Source organism: Kitasatospora sp. NPDC005748 (genome assembly GCF_040630735.1).
GTDB lineage: Bacteria > Actinomycetota > Actinomycetes > Streptomycetales > Streptomycetaceae > Kitasatospora.
In genome coordinates, this window is the sequence record NZ_JBEXYD010000001.1 from 85,505 (window position 1) to 103,890 (window position 18,386).

Sequence of the window (18,386 nt, forward strand, 5' to 3'; positions counted from 1 at the left end):
GCTGTGCTCTGCTGTTTTGTTTTCGTTTCAGGTGGTCTTGTGCTATTCGGTCCTGTTTGGTTCTCTTCGGTTCTCTTCGGTTCTCTTCAGATGGTCGAAGGGGCCGGTGGGGGGCCGGGGGCCGCGTCCAGCAGCAGGACGGAGGGCACGGTGTCGGCGAAGCCCAGCCGGAGCAGCGCGTAGCCGATCCCGGAGAGCCCGGTGAGCAGCCCCGGCGTCGGCACCTGTCCGGGGGTCCCGCAGCGGGGTCCCCAGTCGTGGAGCTGCCCGAGGACCGTTCCGGCCCGGCCGGTCAGGCTGTTGCGCGCGCCGCGGTGGCCGCGCTCGGCGAGCGCCGCCAGCGCCTCCGCGGTGCCCAGCTCTCCGTGGCAGAGGCTGAGGTCCGCCACCGGCGGCTGTCCGGTGAGCCGGTGCACGGCATCCCGCAGCGGGCTGTCGGGCTGCTCGGCGCACAGGCCCGCGTCGGCCGCCGCCAGCACGGTGCCGGCCGTCCCGGAGCACCAGCCGCCGGTGAGCCGGTCCGCCGCCAGGGCGGTGGTCAGCCGGGCCCGGCCGGCGGCGGCGAACCGCGCGCCGCGCGGGCCGCCGGTGAACCGGGCGTGCCGGGTGAGCGCCCAGCCGATCCCGGCCTCCCCGAAGGCGAAGCCGACCCGGTCCGGCGCCGCGGCGCCGAGCGGACCGGGCGGCGGCAGGCCGAGCAGCCGCTCGGCGATCCGGTCCGCGAGCTCGGCGGCCCGCTCCAGCCCGCGTTCGCGGTGCACCGCGTGCAGGGCCGCGAGCGCCCCGGCCAGGCCCGCCGAGACGCCGGGCCGGGCCTCCTCGTCGAGCGCCGCCACGGCCAGCGCGTCCAGGGCGGCCGGCAGGCAGTCGGCGAGGCCCTCGTCGACCAGGCCGGCCAGCCGGGCGAGGGAGTAGCAGAGGCCGCCCAGGCCCTCGAAGCCGCCCGGGCCCACCGCCAGGCTCAGCTCCGGGTCGGCGGCGGTCGCGGCGACGAGGTCGGGCAGCGGGGCGACCGCCGCCCGGGCCAGACCGGTGTGGCGGGCGGAGCCGGTCAGCGCGCCGAGCTGGGCCAGGAACAGCGCCACCCCGCAGTAGCCCTGGGCCAGCCCGGCGCCCATCGGCAGCACCGTCCAGTGCTCGTCGACGGCCTCCAGGCCGATCCAGTTGACCCGCCCGTGGCCGCTCACGGAGCGGCCGGCGATCTCGTCGGCGATCCCGGAGGCGGCGGCGAGCAGCGCGGACGGCTCCGGGACGGCGGCGGGCGAGGGGCGGGTGCGCCCACCCGTCCGGTGCCGGGGGCCGGTGGCGTCCGGCCCGACGGAGGCCAGCGTGGCCGAAATGATCCATTCCTGGTCGTGGCGGTCGACGGTGTTCATGCCGTCGAGCTTCGCCCGCGCGGTGGCGAGGCCGGAGGTGTCCAGGACGCCGGGCACCGGGCTCCCGTCCGAGGCGAACACCGCGGGCTCGCCGGGCCGGTGGAAGAAGACCGGGACGTCGCCGTCCCACAGGTCGGCGATCTCGTGCTCGATCAGGGCCTGCCGGGCCGGGTCGCCCTGCGATTCGGCCCAGAGCACCGCGAACAGGGCGTCGCGGTCGAGCCCGTCGCCCAGCAGCTGCGGGTGGGTCGCCTCGGCCAGCAGGGTGGCGTAGAGCATCGTCGGGCGGATCACGAGGCGGCCGACGGCCGCCGCCCCGGTGGCCAGCAGCCCGGCCGGGTCGGCGAGTTCGGCCCGGTGCCGGACGACGGCGTCGTACCCGGCGCGGAACCCGGCCAGCGTCGCGGAGAGCCGGTCCGCGCTGCCGGCTCCCGGCACGACGCCGTACGGCCGGTTCTTGGCACCGGTGAACGGCGCCCCGCGGCGCACCAGGCGCATCTCGTCGGTGCCGGTGTCCTCCCAGACCATCCGGGTGTTGGGGAACTCCCCGCCCGGCGCGGCGCCGAGGGCGGAGACGTCGACCGCGCCCAGCTCACCGACCAGCAGCTGGGGCAGCAGGCAGGTGCGGTGCACCGAGGCGGCGTGCGCCGCGGCCGCCGGGTCCGGCAGGGTGGTGCTCCCCTCGCCGAGGACGGGGTGCAGCAGCGTCTCCACGTCGACGAGCACCGGCTGGTCGCCGTGCGCGAGGAGGTTCTCGCAGTGCAGGTCCACCCCTTCGAGGGTGTAGGCGAGGGCGAGCAGGGCGCCCTGGCGGCGGTGGAACCGGTCGATCTCGACCAGCGAGCGGCAGGGCCGGTGCTCGATGAACTCCAGCCAGCCGTAGCCGTCCCCGCCGACCCAGCGCGGGGTGCGCGGCGCCAGGCCCGGCACCTTGGCGTCCAGCCAGTCCGTCATGGCGTCCAGGAGCGCGTGCTGGCCGATCGGCCGGGGCTTGTAGACCGCGGTGGCGCCGGCGGCGAACCGCAGCACCGTTACCGACCGGCCCTGCTGGTGGAGGTCCCCGCGGCCCAGCTCGACGGCGGCCAGCGGGCCCTGGTCCCGGCCGTCGAACAGCCCCGCGGTGAGCGCCGGCCGGTCGGCGGCGAGCCGGGTCAGCAGCTCCGCGCCGGAGCGGGCGGTGTGACGGGACGTCCGGGCCATCAGCCGGGCGAGCACCGGGTAGCGGGTGAACAGCCGGGCCAGTCCGGCCCGGGTGCCGGTGCGGGCCGCGAAGTCGGCGAACCGGTCCGCGCCGGTGGCGCCGGCCAGGCCGCCCGCGTCCCGGGCGGCGGCGAGCTCCACGACCAGTGTCCGGGCCGCCTCGCCGGCGAGGCGCTCGGCCAGCCAGCGCGAGTACGCCGGGGCGAACACCGCCAGGTCGGCCGGCTCGGCGCCGCCCGCCAGCGCCCGCGCGGTCAGCTCGGCGGTGGCGGCCGCCACCAGCGGGCGCAGCAGCGGTGCGAACACCGTCGCCCCCTCGCCCGCTTCGAGCGGCACGCCCCCGGGGTGCTCCGGCGCGCCGGCCACGGCCCGCTCCGCGAAGACCGCCCACGAGGGCTTGGCGAGCCGGCCGGCCAGGCGCTCCGGCGCCTCGGCGGCGAGCGCCGCGGCCAGCCCCGGGTCGACGCCCAGCCGGGCCAGCCGGGCGGCCTCGCAGGCCTGCTCGACCGCCGAGCGGGTGCGTGCCCCGGCCGTCGGGCCCGCCGCCGGCGCCACCGGCGGGTGCGGGGCCGACAGCCGTTCGCGCAGCGTCGCGGCCGGCGCCCACCAGGAGGGCGCCGGCCCTGAGGCCCGGGAAGCGGTGTCGGTTGTGGTCACGTCCGCCACTTTTCCAGCGGCGCGACCCTCCGTACAGGGGAGCACCACCCGTAGATTTCGCCGCGGACTACCCAGACGCCGTACCCGGCGTGCCCCAGCTTTGCGCGCCCGGGTGGTCGGACGGGTCGCGGGGGCGGGCGCCGGGTCGGCCCCGGGGGCCGCCGGGACCGCGCGGAGCTGCGGCGGAGCGGTCCCGCGGCCACCCGCGGCGCCACCCGCCGCACCCGGTCGCGGCGGGGCGGCGGCGGGGGCGGCCGGGGGCGGGGGTCCGCGGTCGCACGGGCGCGCCGCCCCCGGTGGGCGGCAGCGGGCCGCCCCCACCCTTCGGGCCCGCCGCCCCGTACCGGACGGACCGGGACGATTCGCCGGCGGATCCGGACGGGGCGCCCGGCGCCGTCCGCGCGACGGGGGCCGTCCGGACCGGCCCCGGCGCCCCCCGCGGCGGGGAATGCGGGTGATCGCGCCCCATGCGGCGCGGCGCACCGGAAGCGAAGACTCCTCGCCGAGAGGCTCACCCCGCTGACCGAGGAGTGCACATGGGCAACCCCCTGCCGCTTTGTGTCGTGGCCCTGGACCCGGTGCTGGAAGCCGGCGCCGTCAGCGCGCTGTCCGGCAACCCGGACATCGCCCTGGTCCAGCCCGAGGAGAAGGCCGATGTCGCCGTCGTCCTGGTCGACCGGGTGGACCGTCAGGAGCTCGACCTGGTGACCGCGACGCGCACCGGACCGCACCGGCCCGCCGTCGTCGTGATCGCCGCCGACCTGTCCCCGGCCGAGGCCGCGGACGCCATCAACGCCGGGGCCCGCGGCCTGCTGCGCCGGCGCGAGGTCAACGCCGACCGGCTGGCCCGGACGGTGCTCACCGTGGCCGGCGGCGACTGCACGGTGCCGCCCGACCTGATCGACGGGCTCCTCGACCACGGCACCGACCTCGACCCGCACCCCGGCGCCCGCGGCCACGGCCCCGGCTGGGGCCTGGACGAACGGGAGCGCGCCGTCCTGCGGCTGGTGGCCGACGGCCACGAGACCGACGAGATCGCCCGGGCGCTCTGCTACTCCGCACGGACCGTCACCACCGTGGTCCGCGACATCACCCAGCGGTTCCGGCTGCGCAACCGCGCCCACGCGGTGGCCTACGCCCTGCGGGCGGGTCTGCTGTGAGCGCCCTCGCCCTCGCCACCAGGCCCGAGACCGAGCGGCGGCCCGCCACCGCCCTGCGCGTCCACCTCGGCCCGGCGGGCGGGCCGGCCCGCGAGAAGGTGGCCGCCGACCTGCGCCGGGCCGGCATCGAACTCGCGGCCGGCCACTCCGGGGCCACCGTCCGGGTGGCCGCCGGGCCGACGCCCGGCGCCGCGCTGGACGGCTGGCCGGAGCCCGACGGCCGCCCGCTGCTGCTGGTCGCCGACACCTTCACGGCCGACGGGGTCCGGCGGGCCGTCCGCGCCGGCGCGGTGGCCATGCTGCAGTCCGCCGAGGCCACCCCGGAACGCCTGCTCACCGCCGTCCGCTGCGCCCGGCACGGCGAGGGCCGGATGCCCTACGGCGTCCTGGTCGGCCTGCTCGGCCCGGCGGAGGACGGCGCGCCCGCCCCGCGCCGGCCCGCCCCCGAATCCCCGCTGACGGCCCGGCAGACCGCCGTGCTCGGACTGGTCGCCGAGGGCCACGGGAACGCGGCCATCGCCCGCGAACTCTCCTGCTCCGAGCACACCGTGAAGAACGTCATCTACGACCTGATGGCCCGGCTCCAGGTCCGCAACCGGGCCCACGCGGTGGCCCACGCCGTCCGCACCGGGCTGATCTGACCCGGCGCCGCCCCGGCCCGCCGCGGCCGGAGCCGCCGAACAGAGACATTGACGCAGCAAAAGCGGCGCCCCGCGCTGCCGCTCCTTCCCTACTCCCCCGCCGCACCCGACCGGCAAGCTCCGGTTGTGCCCCGACCACCCGGGGCGCGCGACGTTCTGACTATCCCTTGGAGGTGAGCCGGTGGACCGCGGTGACGTCCGGACGACATCGTTCTCGCAGCAACGGCTGTGGTTCCTCGACCAGCTGCGGCCCGGTACGGCGGATCATCTGCTGCCGCTGGCCCTGCGCCTGCGCGGCGGCGTCGACGCCGCCGCCCTCGCCGCCGCCCTGACCGCCGTGGTCGCCCGGCACGAGGTACTGCGCACCCGGTACGCGGCCGCCGACGGCGAGCCGGTGGCCCGGGTGGCGCCCGCCGTCGAGGTCCCGCTGGAGACCGTCGAGGCGCCCGCCCCCGGCGAAGCCGGCATCACCGCCGTCCTCGACCTGGTACTGCACCGGCCGATCGAGCTGACCACCGCGCCGCCGCTGCGGGCCACCCTGGCCCGGCTCGCGGCCGACGACCACCTGCTGGTCGTCGTGGTGCACCACATCGCCTTCGACTTCTCCTCCTGGAACGTCTTCACCCGCGAGCTGGCGGCCGCCTACCGCGCGGCGACCACCGGCAGCCCCGACGGCCTGCCGGACCTCCCGCTCCAGTACGCCGACTTCGCGGCCCGCCAGCACGAGCGCACCACCGGGCCCCGGCTCGCCCGCCAGCTCGGCTACTGGGGCTCCCGGCTGGCCGGGCTGCCGCCCCTGGAGCTGCCCACCGACCGCGCCCGGCCCGCCGAGTGGGACGGCGCCGCCGCGGTGGCCCGGTTCACCCTCCCCGCCGAGCTGGTGGCACGCGCCGACCGGCTGGCCCGGTCCCGGCGCGCCACCCGGTTCATGGTGCTGCTGGCCGCCTTCCAGGCCCAGCTGGGCCGGTACAGCGGGCAGAGCGACTTCGCCGTCGGCACCCCGGTCGCCGGCCGGGGCCAGGCCGCCACCCGGGACCTCATCGGCCCGTTCGTCAACACCGTGGTGCTGCGCGCCGACCTGTCGGGCCGGCCGAGCTTCGGCGAGCTGGTGGACCGGGTCCGCAGCGGCTCCCTCGCCGACCTCTCGCACGCCGAGACGCCGTTCGAACGCGTCGTCACCGAGCTGGCCCCGAACCGCGACCTCAGCCGCAACCCGCTCTTCCAGGTCTCCTTCCTGACCCTCGACTCCCAGGCCGAACCGCCCGCGCTGCCCGGCCTGGACGTCGAGCTGGTGCCCACCCCCGTCGCCGGGACGCCGTTCGACCTGGCGCTGGACCTGCTCGGCCGCCCCGACGGCAGCCTGGGCCTGCGCCTGCAGTACGCCACCGCGCTGTTCGCCCCCGAGACGGCGGCCCGCCTCACCGAGGACTACGTCGGGCTGCTGCGCGAGGTGCTCGCCGCCCCGGACGAACCGCTGGCCCTCGCCACCGCCCGGCTGGCGCCGCTGCCCTCCGGCGAGCGCCGCCGCCGGCTCGCGCTCGGCCTCGGCGCCGCCCGCGAGGTGCCCTCCCCCACCGTCACCGACCTCTTCGAACGGCAGGCCCGCAGCACCCCGGACGCCATCGCCGTCCGCTCCACGGACGGCGAGCTGAGCTACGCCGGACTCGACGCCCGGGCCGACCGCCTGGCGCACCGGCTGCGCGGCCTCGGCGTCGCCCGCGGCGTCCGGGTCGGCGTCCTGCTGGAGCGCGGCACCGGCCTGCTCACCGCGCTGCTCGCCGTCCTCAAGGCGGACGGCGTCTACGTCCCGCTCGACCCGATGCACCCGGTGAAGCGGATCGGCTACCTGGTCGAGGACACCGGGGCGGCCGTGGTGGTCACCACCGGCGCGCTGGCCGGCCGGGTGGCGGACACCGCCGCGACCACCCTGCTGCTCGACGGCGACGGCCCGCAGACCGGCCCGGTGACCCGGCCGGACCGGCTCGACCGGACCACCGGCCAGGACGACCTCGCCTACGTCTTCCACACGTCCGGCTCGACCGGCATGCCCAAGGGCGTGCAGATCCCGCACCGGGCGCTGACCAACTTCCTCCGGTCGATGGCCGCCCGGCTGGAGCTGCCGCCGCACGCCACCGTCCTCGGACTGACCACCGCCTCCTTCGACCCCTCGATGCTGGAGCTCTGCCTGCCGCTGCTCACCGGCGCCCGGCTGGTGCTCGCCGACACCGAGCAGGCCCGCGACCCCGAGCGGCTGATCCGCCTGATCGGCGAGGCCCGCCCGCACGTCGTCCAGGCCACCCCCTCGATGCTGCGGATGCTGACCGACACCGGCTGGCTGCCCGCTCCCGGCCTCACCGTGCTCTCCGGCGGCGAGAAGCTGCACACCGAGCTGGCGGCGACGCTCGCCGCCGGCGGCGCCCCGGTGTGGGACCTCTACGGGCCGACCGAGGCCACCATCTGGACCAGCGTGGCCCGCCACGGCGCCGACGGACAGGTGCTGACCTGGGCCGCGGTGGACAACACCAGCGTCCGGGTGCTCGACGACCGGCTGGAGCCGGTGGCCGAGGGCGGCACCGGGCAGGTCTGCATCGGCGGCGACGGCCTCGCCTGGGGCTACCGCGGGCGGCCCGGCCAGACCGCCGGCGCCTTCCTCCCCGACCCGCACGCCACCGTCCCCGGCGGCCGGCTCTACACCACCGGCGACCTCGGCCGGCTGCGTCCGGACGGCTCGCTGGAGATCCTCGGCCGCAGCGACCACCAGGTGAAGATCCGCGGCCACCGGATCGAGCCGGGCGAGATCGAGGCCGCGCTGCTCGCCCTGGACGGCGTGCGCTCCGCCGTCGTCCACCCGACCCCGGACGGCTCCGGCGGCCGCCAGCTCACCGCCTACCTGGTCGCGGAGGACGCCGAACGGCCGCCCACCGGCGAGGAGCTGCGCGCCGCCCTGCTCGACTCGCTGCCGCACCACCTCGTCCCGGCCGCGTTCGTGCTGCTGGACGCCATCCCGACCGCGGTCAGCGGCAAGGTCGACCGGCACGCGCTGCCGGTGCCGGAGCCCCGCACGGCCACCGCCGCCTCCGCCGCCCCGCGCACCCCGCGGGAGCGGGCCGTCGCCGCGGTCTGGGAGGAGGTCCTCGGCAGCACCGGGATCGGCGCCCACGACGACTTCTTCCGGCTCGGCGGGCACTCGCTGCTCGCCACCCGGGTGGCCGTACGGCTGCGCGCCGCCCTCGGGGTGGACGTGCCGGTGCGGGCGCTCTTCGACCACCCCACCGTCGCCGCCCTCGCCGCGGCCCTGGACGACTACCCGCGGACGGCCGCGGACGGCCCGCTGCCCCGGCTGACCGCCCGCCCGCGCGGGGACCGCGCGACCGCGGGCCGCTGACCCCTCCTTGCCCTCCTCGCCCCAAGGAACCCCCATGACCACCGCCACCACCACCGACACCTCCGTCTTCGAGAAGCTCGAGTCCGAGGTGCGGTCGTACTGCCGCACCTTCCCCGTGGTGTTCGAGCGCGCCAAGGGCGCGCTGCTGCACACCGACGACGGCCGGGCCTTCATCGACTTCTTCTGCGGCGCCGGCAGCCTCAACTACGGGCACAACGACGACGCGGTCAAGCAGCGCGTCCTGGACTACCTCGCCGCCGACGGCGTGATGCACGGCCTGGACATGCACACCGTCGCGAAGCGCGAGTTCCTCACCCGCTTCAACGAGATCGTCCTGCGGCCGCGCGGGCTCGACTTCAAGGTGCAGTTCACCGGCCCGACCGGCACCGACGCGGTGGAGGCGGCCCTCAAGCTGGCCCGCCGGGCCACCGGCCGCACCGGGCTGACCGCCTTCACCGGCGCCTACCACGGCATGTCGCGCGGCTCGCTGGAGGTCACCGGCAGCCGCCGGGCCCGCCGGGCCGGCGCGGTGACCGGCGGCGACGTCACCTTCGTGCCCTTCGAGGACGGCCCGCTCGGCCCGTTCGACTCGATCGACCTGATCGAGCGGCTCTGGGCCGACCCGTCCTCGGGCACCGAGCCGCCGGCGGCGGTCGTCGTCGAGCCGGTGCAGATGGAGGGCGGCGTCTACCCGGCGAGCCGGGAGTGGCTGCGCCGCCTGCGCGGCGTCACCGAGCAGTACGGCGTGCTGCTGGTCCTCGACGAGATCCAGTCCGGCTGCGGCCGCACCGGCACCTTCTTCGGCTTCGAGGACGCCGGGATCGTGCCGGACATCGTCACCGTCTCCAAGTCGCTCAGCGGCTACGGGCTGCCGCTCTCGCTCACGCTGTTCCGCCGCGAGCTGGACCTGTGGCAGCCCGGCGAGCACACCGGCACCTTCCGCGGCAACCAGCTGGCCTTCGTCGCGGCCACCGCCGCCTGCGAGTTCTGGCAGCAGGACGCCTTCCTGACCGCACTGGAGCGGAACTCGGCCCGGCTCGACCGGTTCCGGACGGAGCTCGCCGGGCTGGACCCGGAGCTGGTGCTGCGCGGCCGGGGCATGGTGCTCGGCATCGACACCGCCCCGGCGGGCGGCGCCGACCGCGCCGAGCGCGTCCAGCGGTACGCCTTCGACCACGGCCTGATCATCGAGCGCTGCGGCCGGCACGACGAGGTCCTCAAGGTGATGCCCCCGCTGACCATCGCGCCCGAGCTGCTGGACGAGGGCCTCGGCGTCCTGCACGACGCCCTGCGCGCCAACTGACGGTCCGCCACCCGAGTCACCGAGTCACCGCGTCACCGCGTCACCGCGTCACCCGAGGAGGAACCCCCCATGCCCCGACCGCCCCGCCGCCACCTGGTCTCCCTGGACGACCTCTCCGACCGCGAGCTGCGCTGGATCGCGTACCGCGGCGCCCAGTACGCCGCCGGCGAGTGCGAGAGCGCCCGGCCGCTCTCCGACGCCGTCGTCGGCGTGCTGTTCCGCAAGACCTCCACCCGCACCCGCACGGCGTTCTCCGCCGGCGCGCTGCGGCTCGGCGCCCGGCTGATCACCTACGGTCCCGACGACCTCCAGGAGAACACCGGCGAGACCACCGAGGACACCGCCGAGGTGCTCTCCCGGATGCTCGACGTGCTGGTGGCGCGCACCGCCGGCAGCACCGAGGAACTCCGCGCCTACGCCGCCCAGCAGCGGATGTCCGTCGTCAACGCGATGAGCGCCGCCGAGCACCCCACCCAGGCGCTCACCGACCTCACCACCATGCTCGGCCACTTCGGGCGGATCGAGGGACTGCGGGTGCTCTACGCCGGGGAGGGCAACAACACCGCCTCGGCGCTCGCCCTCGCGCTCGCCCGCTTCCCCGGCGCCGAGCTGCACCTGCGGACCCCGGCCGGCTACGGGCTCGACCCGGCCTACCTCGACCGCGCCCGCACCCTCGCCAAGGAGGCCGGCGCCCTGGTCGAGGAGCGGCACGACATGGCCGACCTGCCGGAGGCCGACGTCGTCTACACCACGCGCTGGCAGACCACCGGCACGGCCAAGGCCGACCCCGACTGGCGGCGCGACTTCGAGCCGTTCCGGGTCGACTCCTCCGTGCTCGCGGCCTGCCCCGGCGCCGTCTTCATGCACGACCTGCCGGCGCACCGCGGCGACGAGGTGACCGGCGACGTGCTGGACGGCCCAGCGAGCATCGCGTTCCAGCAGGCCGAGAACAAGTACCACAGCGCCCGCGCGGTCCTGGAGTGGTGCCTCGGCGGCATCCCGGCCGAACAGGCCTGACGGCCGGTCGGCCACCGGCGGACGACCCGGCGCACGTTTCCCAGGGAGGTAGCTCAGCAATGTCCGACACCATACGAATGCCCGGCGGTGGGTGGCGCCTGTGGCCGCACTTCGCACTCCGCGGGCCGGGCTTCCCCGCCGCCGGGGTGCTCCGGCTGGCGCCGGAGGGCCTGGCCACGGCCGCCGACAAGTTCACCCCCGGCGAGGTACCGGCGAAGGCCGACTGGGAGGCCTTCGAGGAGGCCTTCACCGCGGCCGCCGTGCAGACCGCGCGGGACCTCCAGGAGATCGCCGCCTCGGGACCGTTCCGGGCCGCGGTGGCCTGGCAGAACCGGGCGGTGCTGGGCACCGGCATCAAGTCGTTCCTCGACTGGACGCCGTCCGCCGAGGGCCGCACCAGCATGCCGCGCCAGCGCGAGGAACTGGTCGCCCACTACTGGCAGCGGTTCTGCGTCAAGAACGACACCATCGGCTTCTTCGGCCCGGTCGGCTGGGGCACCTTCGACACCGACCGGCGCGGCGTCGAGGTCCACCCCGGCACCGGCCTGGTCGCCGACTCCCAGGTGTACTTCTCCAGTTGGTCGATGGACGCGCTGGCCAAGGCGATCGACCGGGACCCCCGGGTCCGCGACTGGACGCCGCCGCGCCCGGTGCCGTTCGTCCGGGCCGCCGAGGGCACCGTGCTGGTGCCCGGCCGCCCGCCGCTGCCGGTCTCCGAGGCCGCGCTCGCCGTCTTCCGGCTCTGCGACGGCCGCCGGACCCCGGCCGGGATCGCCGAACTGGCCGGCCGGGAGCTCGGCCGGCCGCTGCCCGCCGCGGAGGTCACCGCCGCGCTGGAGTGGCTGGTCGCCCGTCGGCTGGTGCTGTGGAAGCTCGACGTCCCGGCCGGCACCTACCCGGAGCGGGAACTGCGGGCCATGCTCGACCGCATCGGCGACGCCGAGGTGCGCGAACCCGCGCTGGCCCGGCTGGCGGTCCTCGAAGAGGGCCGCGACCGGGTGCAGCGGGCCGGCACCGACCCCGAGGAGCTGACCGCCGCCCTCGCCGCGCTGGAGGGCGCCTTCGCCGAGATCACCGAGGTCGCGGCGGTCCGCGAGAAGGGCGCCCGGACGGCGCCCAACCGCGCCCTGGTCTACTCCGACACCCGCCGCTCCGCCACCGCCACCGTGGGCACCGCCGTCCTGGAACAGCTCGCCCCGCTGGAGCTGTGCATGACCGCCGCCCGCTGGATGACCAACCGGTACGCGGAGGCGGTCGGCGAGCGCATCCGCACGGCCTACCGCGCCCTGCGCGAGCGCGGCGGCGGCCCGGTCGACCTCGGCTCGCTCTGGTTCGCCTGCCTGCCCGCCCCGCACCCGGAGTCGATCGCCGACATCGAACGGATCCAGGCCGACCTGCGCGAGCGCTGGCGTCGGATCATCGACGCACCGGCCGGCGCCCGGCGGGTCCACCTCGCCGCCGCGGACATCGCCGAGCAGGTCCACGAGGCGTTCCCGGAGGGCGGCCGGGGCTGGTCGCTCAGCCGGTACATCAGCCCCGACCTGATGATCATCGCCGAGGACCTCGACGCCGTCGGGCGCGGCGAGTTCGAGCTCGTGATCGGCGAGCTGCACGTCGCGATGAACACCCTCGGGCAGTCCCTCTTCGTCCACCAGCACCCGGACCGCGAGCAGCTGATCGACGAGACCAGCCGCGACTTCCCCGGCCCGCGCCTGCTCCCGATGCTGCCCAAGGAGCTGCCGCTCAAGTGGTCCGCCCGCAGCCGGCAGGCGCTGGGACGGCCGCAGGACCACTACGTCGCCCTCACCGACCACACCTCCGACCCGCACCGCCCGCGCACCGTGCGCTCCGGCGACGTCCTGGTGGAGGAGCGCGACGACCGGCTGGCCGCCGTACTGCCCGACGGCTCCGAGTTCGAACTGCTCGACGTCTTCTGCCACGCGCTCACCAACCGCGTGATGGACCGCTTCACCCTGCGCTCGGACGGCGACCACTCGCCGCGGATCACCATCGACTCCACCGTGGTCGCCCGGGAGACCTGGCGCTTCGCCGGAGCCGCCCTGGACTTCGCGGACGAGAAGACCGAGGCCCGGCGGTTCGTCCGGGCCCGGCAGTGGCGGGACGCCCACGAGCTGCCCCGCTTCGTCTTCGTGGTCTCCCCCACCGAGCCCCGGCCGTTCTTCGTCGACTTCGACAGCCCGGTCTACGTCACCATCCTCGCCAAGGCCGCCCGCCGGCTCGCCCGCAAGGACCCGAACGCCCGCCTGACCGTCAGCGAGATGCTCCCCACGCCCGAACAGGCCTGGCTCACCGACGACCAGGGGCAGCGCTACACCTCCGAACTGCGCCTCGTCGCCGTCGACCGGACCACCGGGACGGAGGAGCCGGCATGAGCACCCCCGCCGGGGCCACCTTCGTCGACGCCATCCGGGCGCACGCCGACCGCGCACCGCAGGCCCCCGCCCTGCTGACCCCCGGCGGACCGGTCGGCTACGGCGAACTCGCCGAGCGGATCGACCGGCTGGCCGCCCACCTGGCCGCCCACGGCCTCGGGCCGGAACGGGTCTGCGCGGTGGCGCTGCCACCCGGCGCCGACGCCGTGGTGGCGATCGCCGCGGTCGTCCGCACCGGCGGGGCGTTTCTCGCCCTGGACACCGAACTGCCCGACGGGCGGCTCGCCGCGCTCGCCGCCGGCGGCGCGGCGGCGCACCTGCTCACCACCGCGGCCCTGGCCGACCGGCTCGGCCCGCTCGTCGGCGCGCCCGCCCTGCTGCTCGACCGGCTGCCCGCCGACCCGCCGGCCGCCCCCGCGTTCCCCGCCCCGCACCCGCGGTCGCTCGCGTACGTCAGCCACACCTCCGGCTCGACCGGAGCGCCGAACCCGGTGCTGATCGAGCACCACGGCCTCGACACCTATCTGCGTGCCGTCGCCCGCGACAACCACCTCGGCCCCGGCACCGTCACCCTCCAACTCGCCCCGCCCGGCTACGACGCCTCGATCCGGGACACCTTCGCCCCGCTGACCGCCGGCGGCTGCGTCGTCCTCGTCGACCGCTCGCGCCTGCTGCGCGCCGAGGCCTTCGCCGACACCGTCGCCGAGTACGGCGTCGACACCGTCCTCAGCACCACCCCGTCCTTCCTGACCTTCCTCTCCCAGCACCCGCGTGCCGCCGAACGGCTGCGCTCCCTGCGCCTGCTCTGCTCCAGCGGCGAGTCGCTGCGCCCGTTCCTCGCCGCCGGCGGCCGCGCCCTGGTCGGCGGCCGGCTGGTCAACCAGTACGGGCCCACCGAGTGCACCATGACCTCCACCCGCTACGAGGTGCCGGCCGACCCGGACACCGCCACCGACACCGTCGGCACCCCGATCGAGGGCACCGTCGTCCGGCTGCTCGACCCGCAGGGCCGCGAAGTCCCGGGCGGCCAGGTCGGCGAGGTGCACATCGGCGGCGCCGGGGTCGCCCGCGGCTACGGCGGACTGCCCGGCCTGACGGCCGACCGCTTCCCGCCCGACCCGCACGGCCCGCCCGGCACCCGGCTGTACCGGACCGGCGACCTCGCCCGGCGCGGCCCCGACGGCACCCTCGACTACCTCGGCCGCGCGGACCGCCAGCTCAAGATCCGCGGCCACCGGGTCGACCCGGCCGAGATCGAGGGCGCCCTGCTCACCCACCCCGACGTCACCGGCGCCGTGGTGACCGCCGAGACCGACGACCGGGGCCGGACCTGGCTCGACGCCCACGTCACCGGCCCGCTCGCCGCCACCCCCGACGCCCGGCTGCGCGCCCACCTCGCGCTCACCCTGCCGCCGCACATGATGCCCCGGCGCTTCACCCGGCTGGAGCGGCTGCCCGTGACGCACAGCGGCAAGACCGACCGCCGCGCCCTGCGCGCGCCCGTGCCGGAGGCCGTCGCGTGACGGCCGCCGACACCCGCCCGCTGACCGGTCTCGCCACCGACACCGGCCTGCCCGGGCCGGCCGACGTCCTGGCCGCCGCCGAGCGGATCGCCCCGCACGTGCGGCACACCCCGCTGCTGCGCCACGACACCCTGCCCGGCCTGCTCGTCAAGGCCGAACACCTGCAGCACAGCGGGTCGTTCAAGCTGCGCGGCGCGGCCAACGCGATGCTCGCGCTCGGCGCCGACGAGGTGGTCGCCGGCTCCTCCGGCAACCACGGCATCGCGGTGGCCACCCTGGGCCGGATGCTCGGCGTCCGGGTCACCGTGGTGATGGCCGCCGGCGCCGCCGAGGCCAAGGAGCGGGCGATCCGGGCGCTCGGCGGCCGGGTCCTGCGGGTCCCCGGCGGGGTCGCCGAACGCGACCGCCACGCCAGGGACCTCGCCGCCCGCACCGGCGCCGCGCTGGTGCCCTCCTCCGACCACGGACTCGTGATCGCCGGTCAGGGCACCGTCGGCCTGGAGGTGTTCCGGGACGCCCCCGACCTCGACGCGATCTTCGTCCCGGTCGGCGGCGGCGGCCTGCTGGCCGGCGTCCTGCTGGCGGCCGCCCGGCTGCCGAGGCCGGTGCGCGTCATCGGCGTGGAGCCCGAACGGGCCCGCCGTTACGCCCGCTCGATGGCCGCCGGCGAACCGGTCGAGCTGCCGCCCAGCGACACCGTCGCGGACGGGCTGCGCGGCCAGCGGCCCGGTGAGCTGACCTTCCCGATCGTCCGGCGGCGGGTCGACGACCTGATCGGCGTCGACGACGCGGCGGTGCTGCGCGCCATGGACCTGCTGCACCGCGCCGGCATCGCCGCCGAACCCAGCGGCGCCGCCGCGCTGGCCGGCGCGCTGGGCTCCGGCGCCCTGCGGCCCGGCGCGGCGGACCGCACCGCGGTCGTCGTCTCGGGCGGCAACTCCGCCGCCGTGCTGGCCGCCGCCGCGGCGCGCTGAGCGCCCTCTCGTTCCCCGTACACCCCACCCCTTCGGAAGGACCCACCATGACCACCATCGACACCGCCGAACTCGCCGGCCAGATCGCCGGCTTCTACCGCGAGACGCTCGGCGACGACAGCCTGGACACCGACAGCGACTTCTTCGAGGCCGGCGGCGACTCGCTCGCCGCCTTCCAGATCGTCGACCGGCTCCAGGAGCTGGTCGGCGCCGAGATCGCCGTCGCCCTGGTCTTCACCTACCCGTCCCCCGCGGAGCTCGCGGAGGTCGTCGTCGACGACCTGTCCCTCGCTCCCGCCTCGGCCTAGGGGGCACCGGCATGCACGAGGAATCCGTCTCCCTGAGCGGCCGGTGGCGGCTGTGGGACCAGGTCGCGGTGCGCGGCCCGGGGTTCCCGGCCGATGGGGTGCTCCGGCTGGCGCCGGAGGGCCTGGCGGCGGCCGCGGACAAGTTCGGGGCCCGGGACAAGCTCTCCGGGGCCGCCTGGCAGGCCTTCGAGGAGGAGTTCACGCAGTCCGCCGCCCGGGCGGCGGAGAACGCGCAGGAGATCGCCGCCTCCGGGCCGTTCCGCGCGGCGGTCGCCTGGCAGAACCGCGGGGTGCTCGACTCGGCGATCCGGCCGTTCCTCAACTGGTCGCCCGCGACCGAGGGCCGGACCTTCAAGCAGCGCCAGCGCGAGGAGCTGGTCGCCCACTACTGGCAGCGGTTCTGCGTCAAGAACGACACCATCGGCTTCTTCGGCCCGGTCGGCTGGGGCACCTTCGACCCCGACCGGCCCGGCATCACCATGGACCCGGGCACCGGGCTGATCGCCTCCTCGGAGGTCTTCTGGTCCAGCTGGTCGATGGACGCGCTGGCCCGCGAGATCGGCGCCGACCCGGCGGTACGCGTCTGGACGGCGCCCCGCCGGGTGCCCTTCGTCCGGCTGGAGGAGAACGCGGTACGCGTCCCCGGCCGCCCGCCGCGCCCGGTGGAGCCGGAGACGCTGCGGGTGCTGCGGCTCTGCGACGGCACCCGCACCGCCCACGCCATCCAGCAGGAGACCGGCCCGGGGACCGACGTCCCCGCGCTCCTCGACGAGCTGGTCCGGCGGCGCTGGATCACCTGGCAGCTCGACCTCCCCGCCGACATCCGGCCGGACCGCCGGCTCCGGACCGCCCTGGAGCGGATCGGCGAACCCGCCGTGCGCGCCGAGGCGCTCGCCCGGCTCGACGAGCTGGAGCGCGCCGGCGAGGCCGTCCGGGCCGCGGCCGACGACCCCGAGCGCCTGGTGGCCGCCCTCACCGAGGTCGAGCAGACCTTCCAGCGGGTGACCGACGCGGCCGCCAAGCGCGAGAAGAGCGGCACCACGGCGCCCGGTCGCGCGGTGGTCTACCAGGACTGCCGGCGTGCGGCCCACGTGACGCTCGGCAGCCGGGTGCTGGAGGCGCTCGCCCCGCTCGAACTGCTGATGGACGGCGCCGCCTGGCTCGCCGCCGCGCTGGCCACCCGGGTGTCGGAGCGGGTCGCCGCGGTGTACGGGAAGCTGCGCGCCGAGACCGACGCCGACCGCCCGGTGGACCTCGCCACCTTCTGGTTCGCCTGCATGCCCGTGCTGCACGGCGCGGCGGGGGCCGACGCCGCCGAGCTGCAGGCCGAGTTCGAACGCCGCTGGCAGCGGATCCTGCCGTCCACGGAGGGCGTGCGCCGGGTCAACGTCGCGGGCGCCGACCTCGCCGACCGGGTGGCGGAGGCCTTCGGGCCGGCCACCGCCGCGGGCTGGACCGCCGCCCGGTACATCAGCCCGGACATGATGATCGCGGCGGAGGACACCGCGGCGATCGACCGCGGCGAGTTCGAACTCGCCCTCGGCGAGCTGCACCTGGCCTCGAACACGCTCGGCAACGAGCTGTTCGTCAACCAGCACCCGGACCGCCGGGAGCTGTTCGACCGGACCGACCGCGACCACCCGGCGCCGCGGCTGATGCCGCTGCTGCCGAAGGAGCACAAGGCCCGGCTCTCCGCCCGGATCCGGCACGCGCTGGTCCGCCCGCAGGACTACCAGGTCGCCCTGCTCGACAACACGGCCGACCCGCACCGCGACCGCACGGCGCCGAGCGCCGACGCCGTGGTGGAGCAGCGGGACGGCCGGCTGACCGTGGTGCTGCCGGACGGCGCCGTGTTCCCGGCGATCGAGGTCTTCTCACACGTGCTGACCACCCTGGTGATGGACCGCTTCCGGCTGCTGCCGGAGGCCGACCACTCCCCCCGGATCACCATCGACAAGATGGTGGTGGCCCGGGAGACCTGGCGGTTCGTCGGCTCCGCGCTGGACTTCGCGGACGAGAAGACCGAGCCGCGCCGGTTCGTCCGGGCCCGGCACTGGCAGGACGCGAACGAGCTGCCCCGCTTCGTCTTCGTGGTCTCCCCCACCGAACCGCGGCCGTTCTTCGTCGACTTCGACAGCCCGGTCTACGTCAACATCCTCGCCAAGGCCGCCCGCCGGCTGGCCCGCAAGGATCCGGACGCCCGGCTCACCGTCACCGAGATGTTCCCCACGCCGGAGCAGGCCTGGCTCACCGACGACCAGGGCCGCCGCTACACCTCCGAACTGCGCCTCGTCGCGGTGACCGACTGACCGACCCGCACCACCCGAGCACCACCGACCCGGGCCGGGCTCCCCCAGGAGCCCGGCCCGGGTCGGTGGTGTGTCCGGCCGACGCGGGGCGCCGCGCGCGGCCGTCCCACGCGGGCTGTCGGGAACCAGGGCGGGGCCGG

General features: G+C 76.6%; 11 protein-coding genes. 10 read left to right on the top strand and 1 reads right to left on the bottom strand.

Features of this window, described 5'->3' with window-relative positions; all coding sequences use genetic code 11:
• Positions 1–86: 86 nt before the first annotated feature.
• Complete coding sequence (locus ABZ495_RS00365; RefSeq protein WP_359833692.1) at positions 87–3,233, bottom strand: type 2 lanthipeptide synthetase LanM family protein; 3,147 nt, start codon at positions 3,231–3,233, stop codon at positions 87–89.
• 536 nt (positions 3,234–3,769) lie between these two features.
• Here ABZ495_RS00365 and ABZ495_RS00370 point away from each other — a divergent pair.
• The 10 genes from ABZ495_RS00370 (at position 3,770) to ABZ495_RS00415 (ending at position 18,246) form a co-directional block, all read left to right on the top strand.
• Entirely contained in the window at positions 3,770–4,393 is a 624-nt protein-coding gene (locus ABZ495_RS00370; protein ID WP_329486306.1) for a response regulator transcription factor, read from the top strand.
• Positions 4,390–5,034, top strand: a complete 645-nt coding sequence (locus ABZ495_RS00375) for a response regulator transcription factor (RefSeq protein ID WP_359833694.1) — start codon at positions 4,390–4,392, stop codon at positions 5,032–5,034. Before ABZ495_RS00370 ends, ABZ495_RS00375 begins: the two co-directional genes overlap by 4 nt.
• Positions 5,035–5,215: 181 nt before the next feature.
• The gene (locus tag ABZ495_RS00380; protein WP_359833696.1) at positions 5,216–8,419 is read left to right on the top strand and encodes an amino acid adenylation domain-containing protein; all 3,204 of its coding nucleotides are present in this window, start codon (positions 5,216–5,218) and stop codon (positions 8,417–8,419) included.
• A 34-nt stretch (positions 8,420–8,453) separates the two neighbouring features.
• A complete protein-coding gene (gene ectB / locus ABZ495_RS00385; protein ID WP_359833698.1) occupies positions 8,454–9,722 on the top strand; it encodes a diaminobutyrate--2-oxoglutarate transaminase in 1,269 nt (422 codons plus the stop codon).
• A 69-nt stretch (positions 9,723–9,791) separates the two neighbouring features.
• Positions 9,792–10,739 (top strand): ornithine carbamoyltransferase, encoded by a 948-nt coding sequence (locus ABZ495_RS00390; protein ID WP_329486311.1) that lies wholly within the window; start codon positions 9,792–9,794, stop codon positions 10,737–10,739.
• A gap of 59 nt (positions 10,740–10,798) precedes the next feature.
• Positions 10,799–13,132: a lantibiotic dehydratase gene (locus ABZ495_RS00395; protein ID WP_359833700.1), complete on the top strand. Its 2,334-nt coding sequence runs from the start codon at positions 10,799–10,801 to the stop codon at positions 13,130–13,132.
• Positions 13,129–14,655 carry an amino acid adenylation domain-containing protein gene (locus tag ABZ495_RS00400; protein WP_359833702.1) on the top strand — a complete coding sequence of 509 codons (1,527 nt, stop codon included), beginning with the start codon at positions 13,129–13,131 and terminating at the stop codon, positions 14,653–14,655. The genes ABZ495_RS00395 and ABZ495_RS00400 overlap by 4 nt, the downstream gene beginning before the upstream one ends.
• Positions 14,652–15,629 carry a pyridoxal-phosphate dependent enzyme gene (locus ABZ495_RS00405; RefSeq protein ID WP_359833703.1) on the top strand — a complete coding sequence of 326 codons (978 nt, stop codon included), beginning with the start codon at positions 14,652–14,654 and terminating at the stop codon, positions 15,627–15,629. The genes ABZ495_RS00400 and ABZ495_RS00405 overlap by 4 nt, the downstream gene beginning before the upstream one ends.
• A 47-nt stretch (positions 15,630–15,676) precedes the next feature.
• On the top strand, positions 15,677–15,937 hold the full coding sequence (locus ABZ495_RS00410; RefSeq protein WP_329486317.1) for a phosphopantetheine-binding protein: 261 nt from the start codon (positions 15,677–15,679) through the stop codon (positions 15,935–15,937).
• An 11-nt stretch (positions 15,938–15,948) separates the two neighbouring features.
• Positions 15,949–18,246, top strand: coding sequence for a lantibiotic dehydratase (locus tag ABZ495_RS00415; RefSeq protein ID WP_359833705.1), 2,298 nt, complete (start codon positions 15,949–15,951; stop codon positions 18,244–18,246).
• The last annotated feature ends 140 nt before the right edge of the window (positions 18,247–18,386 follow it).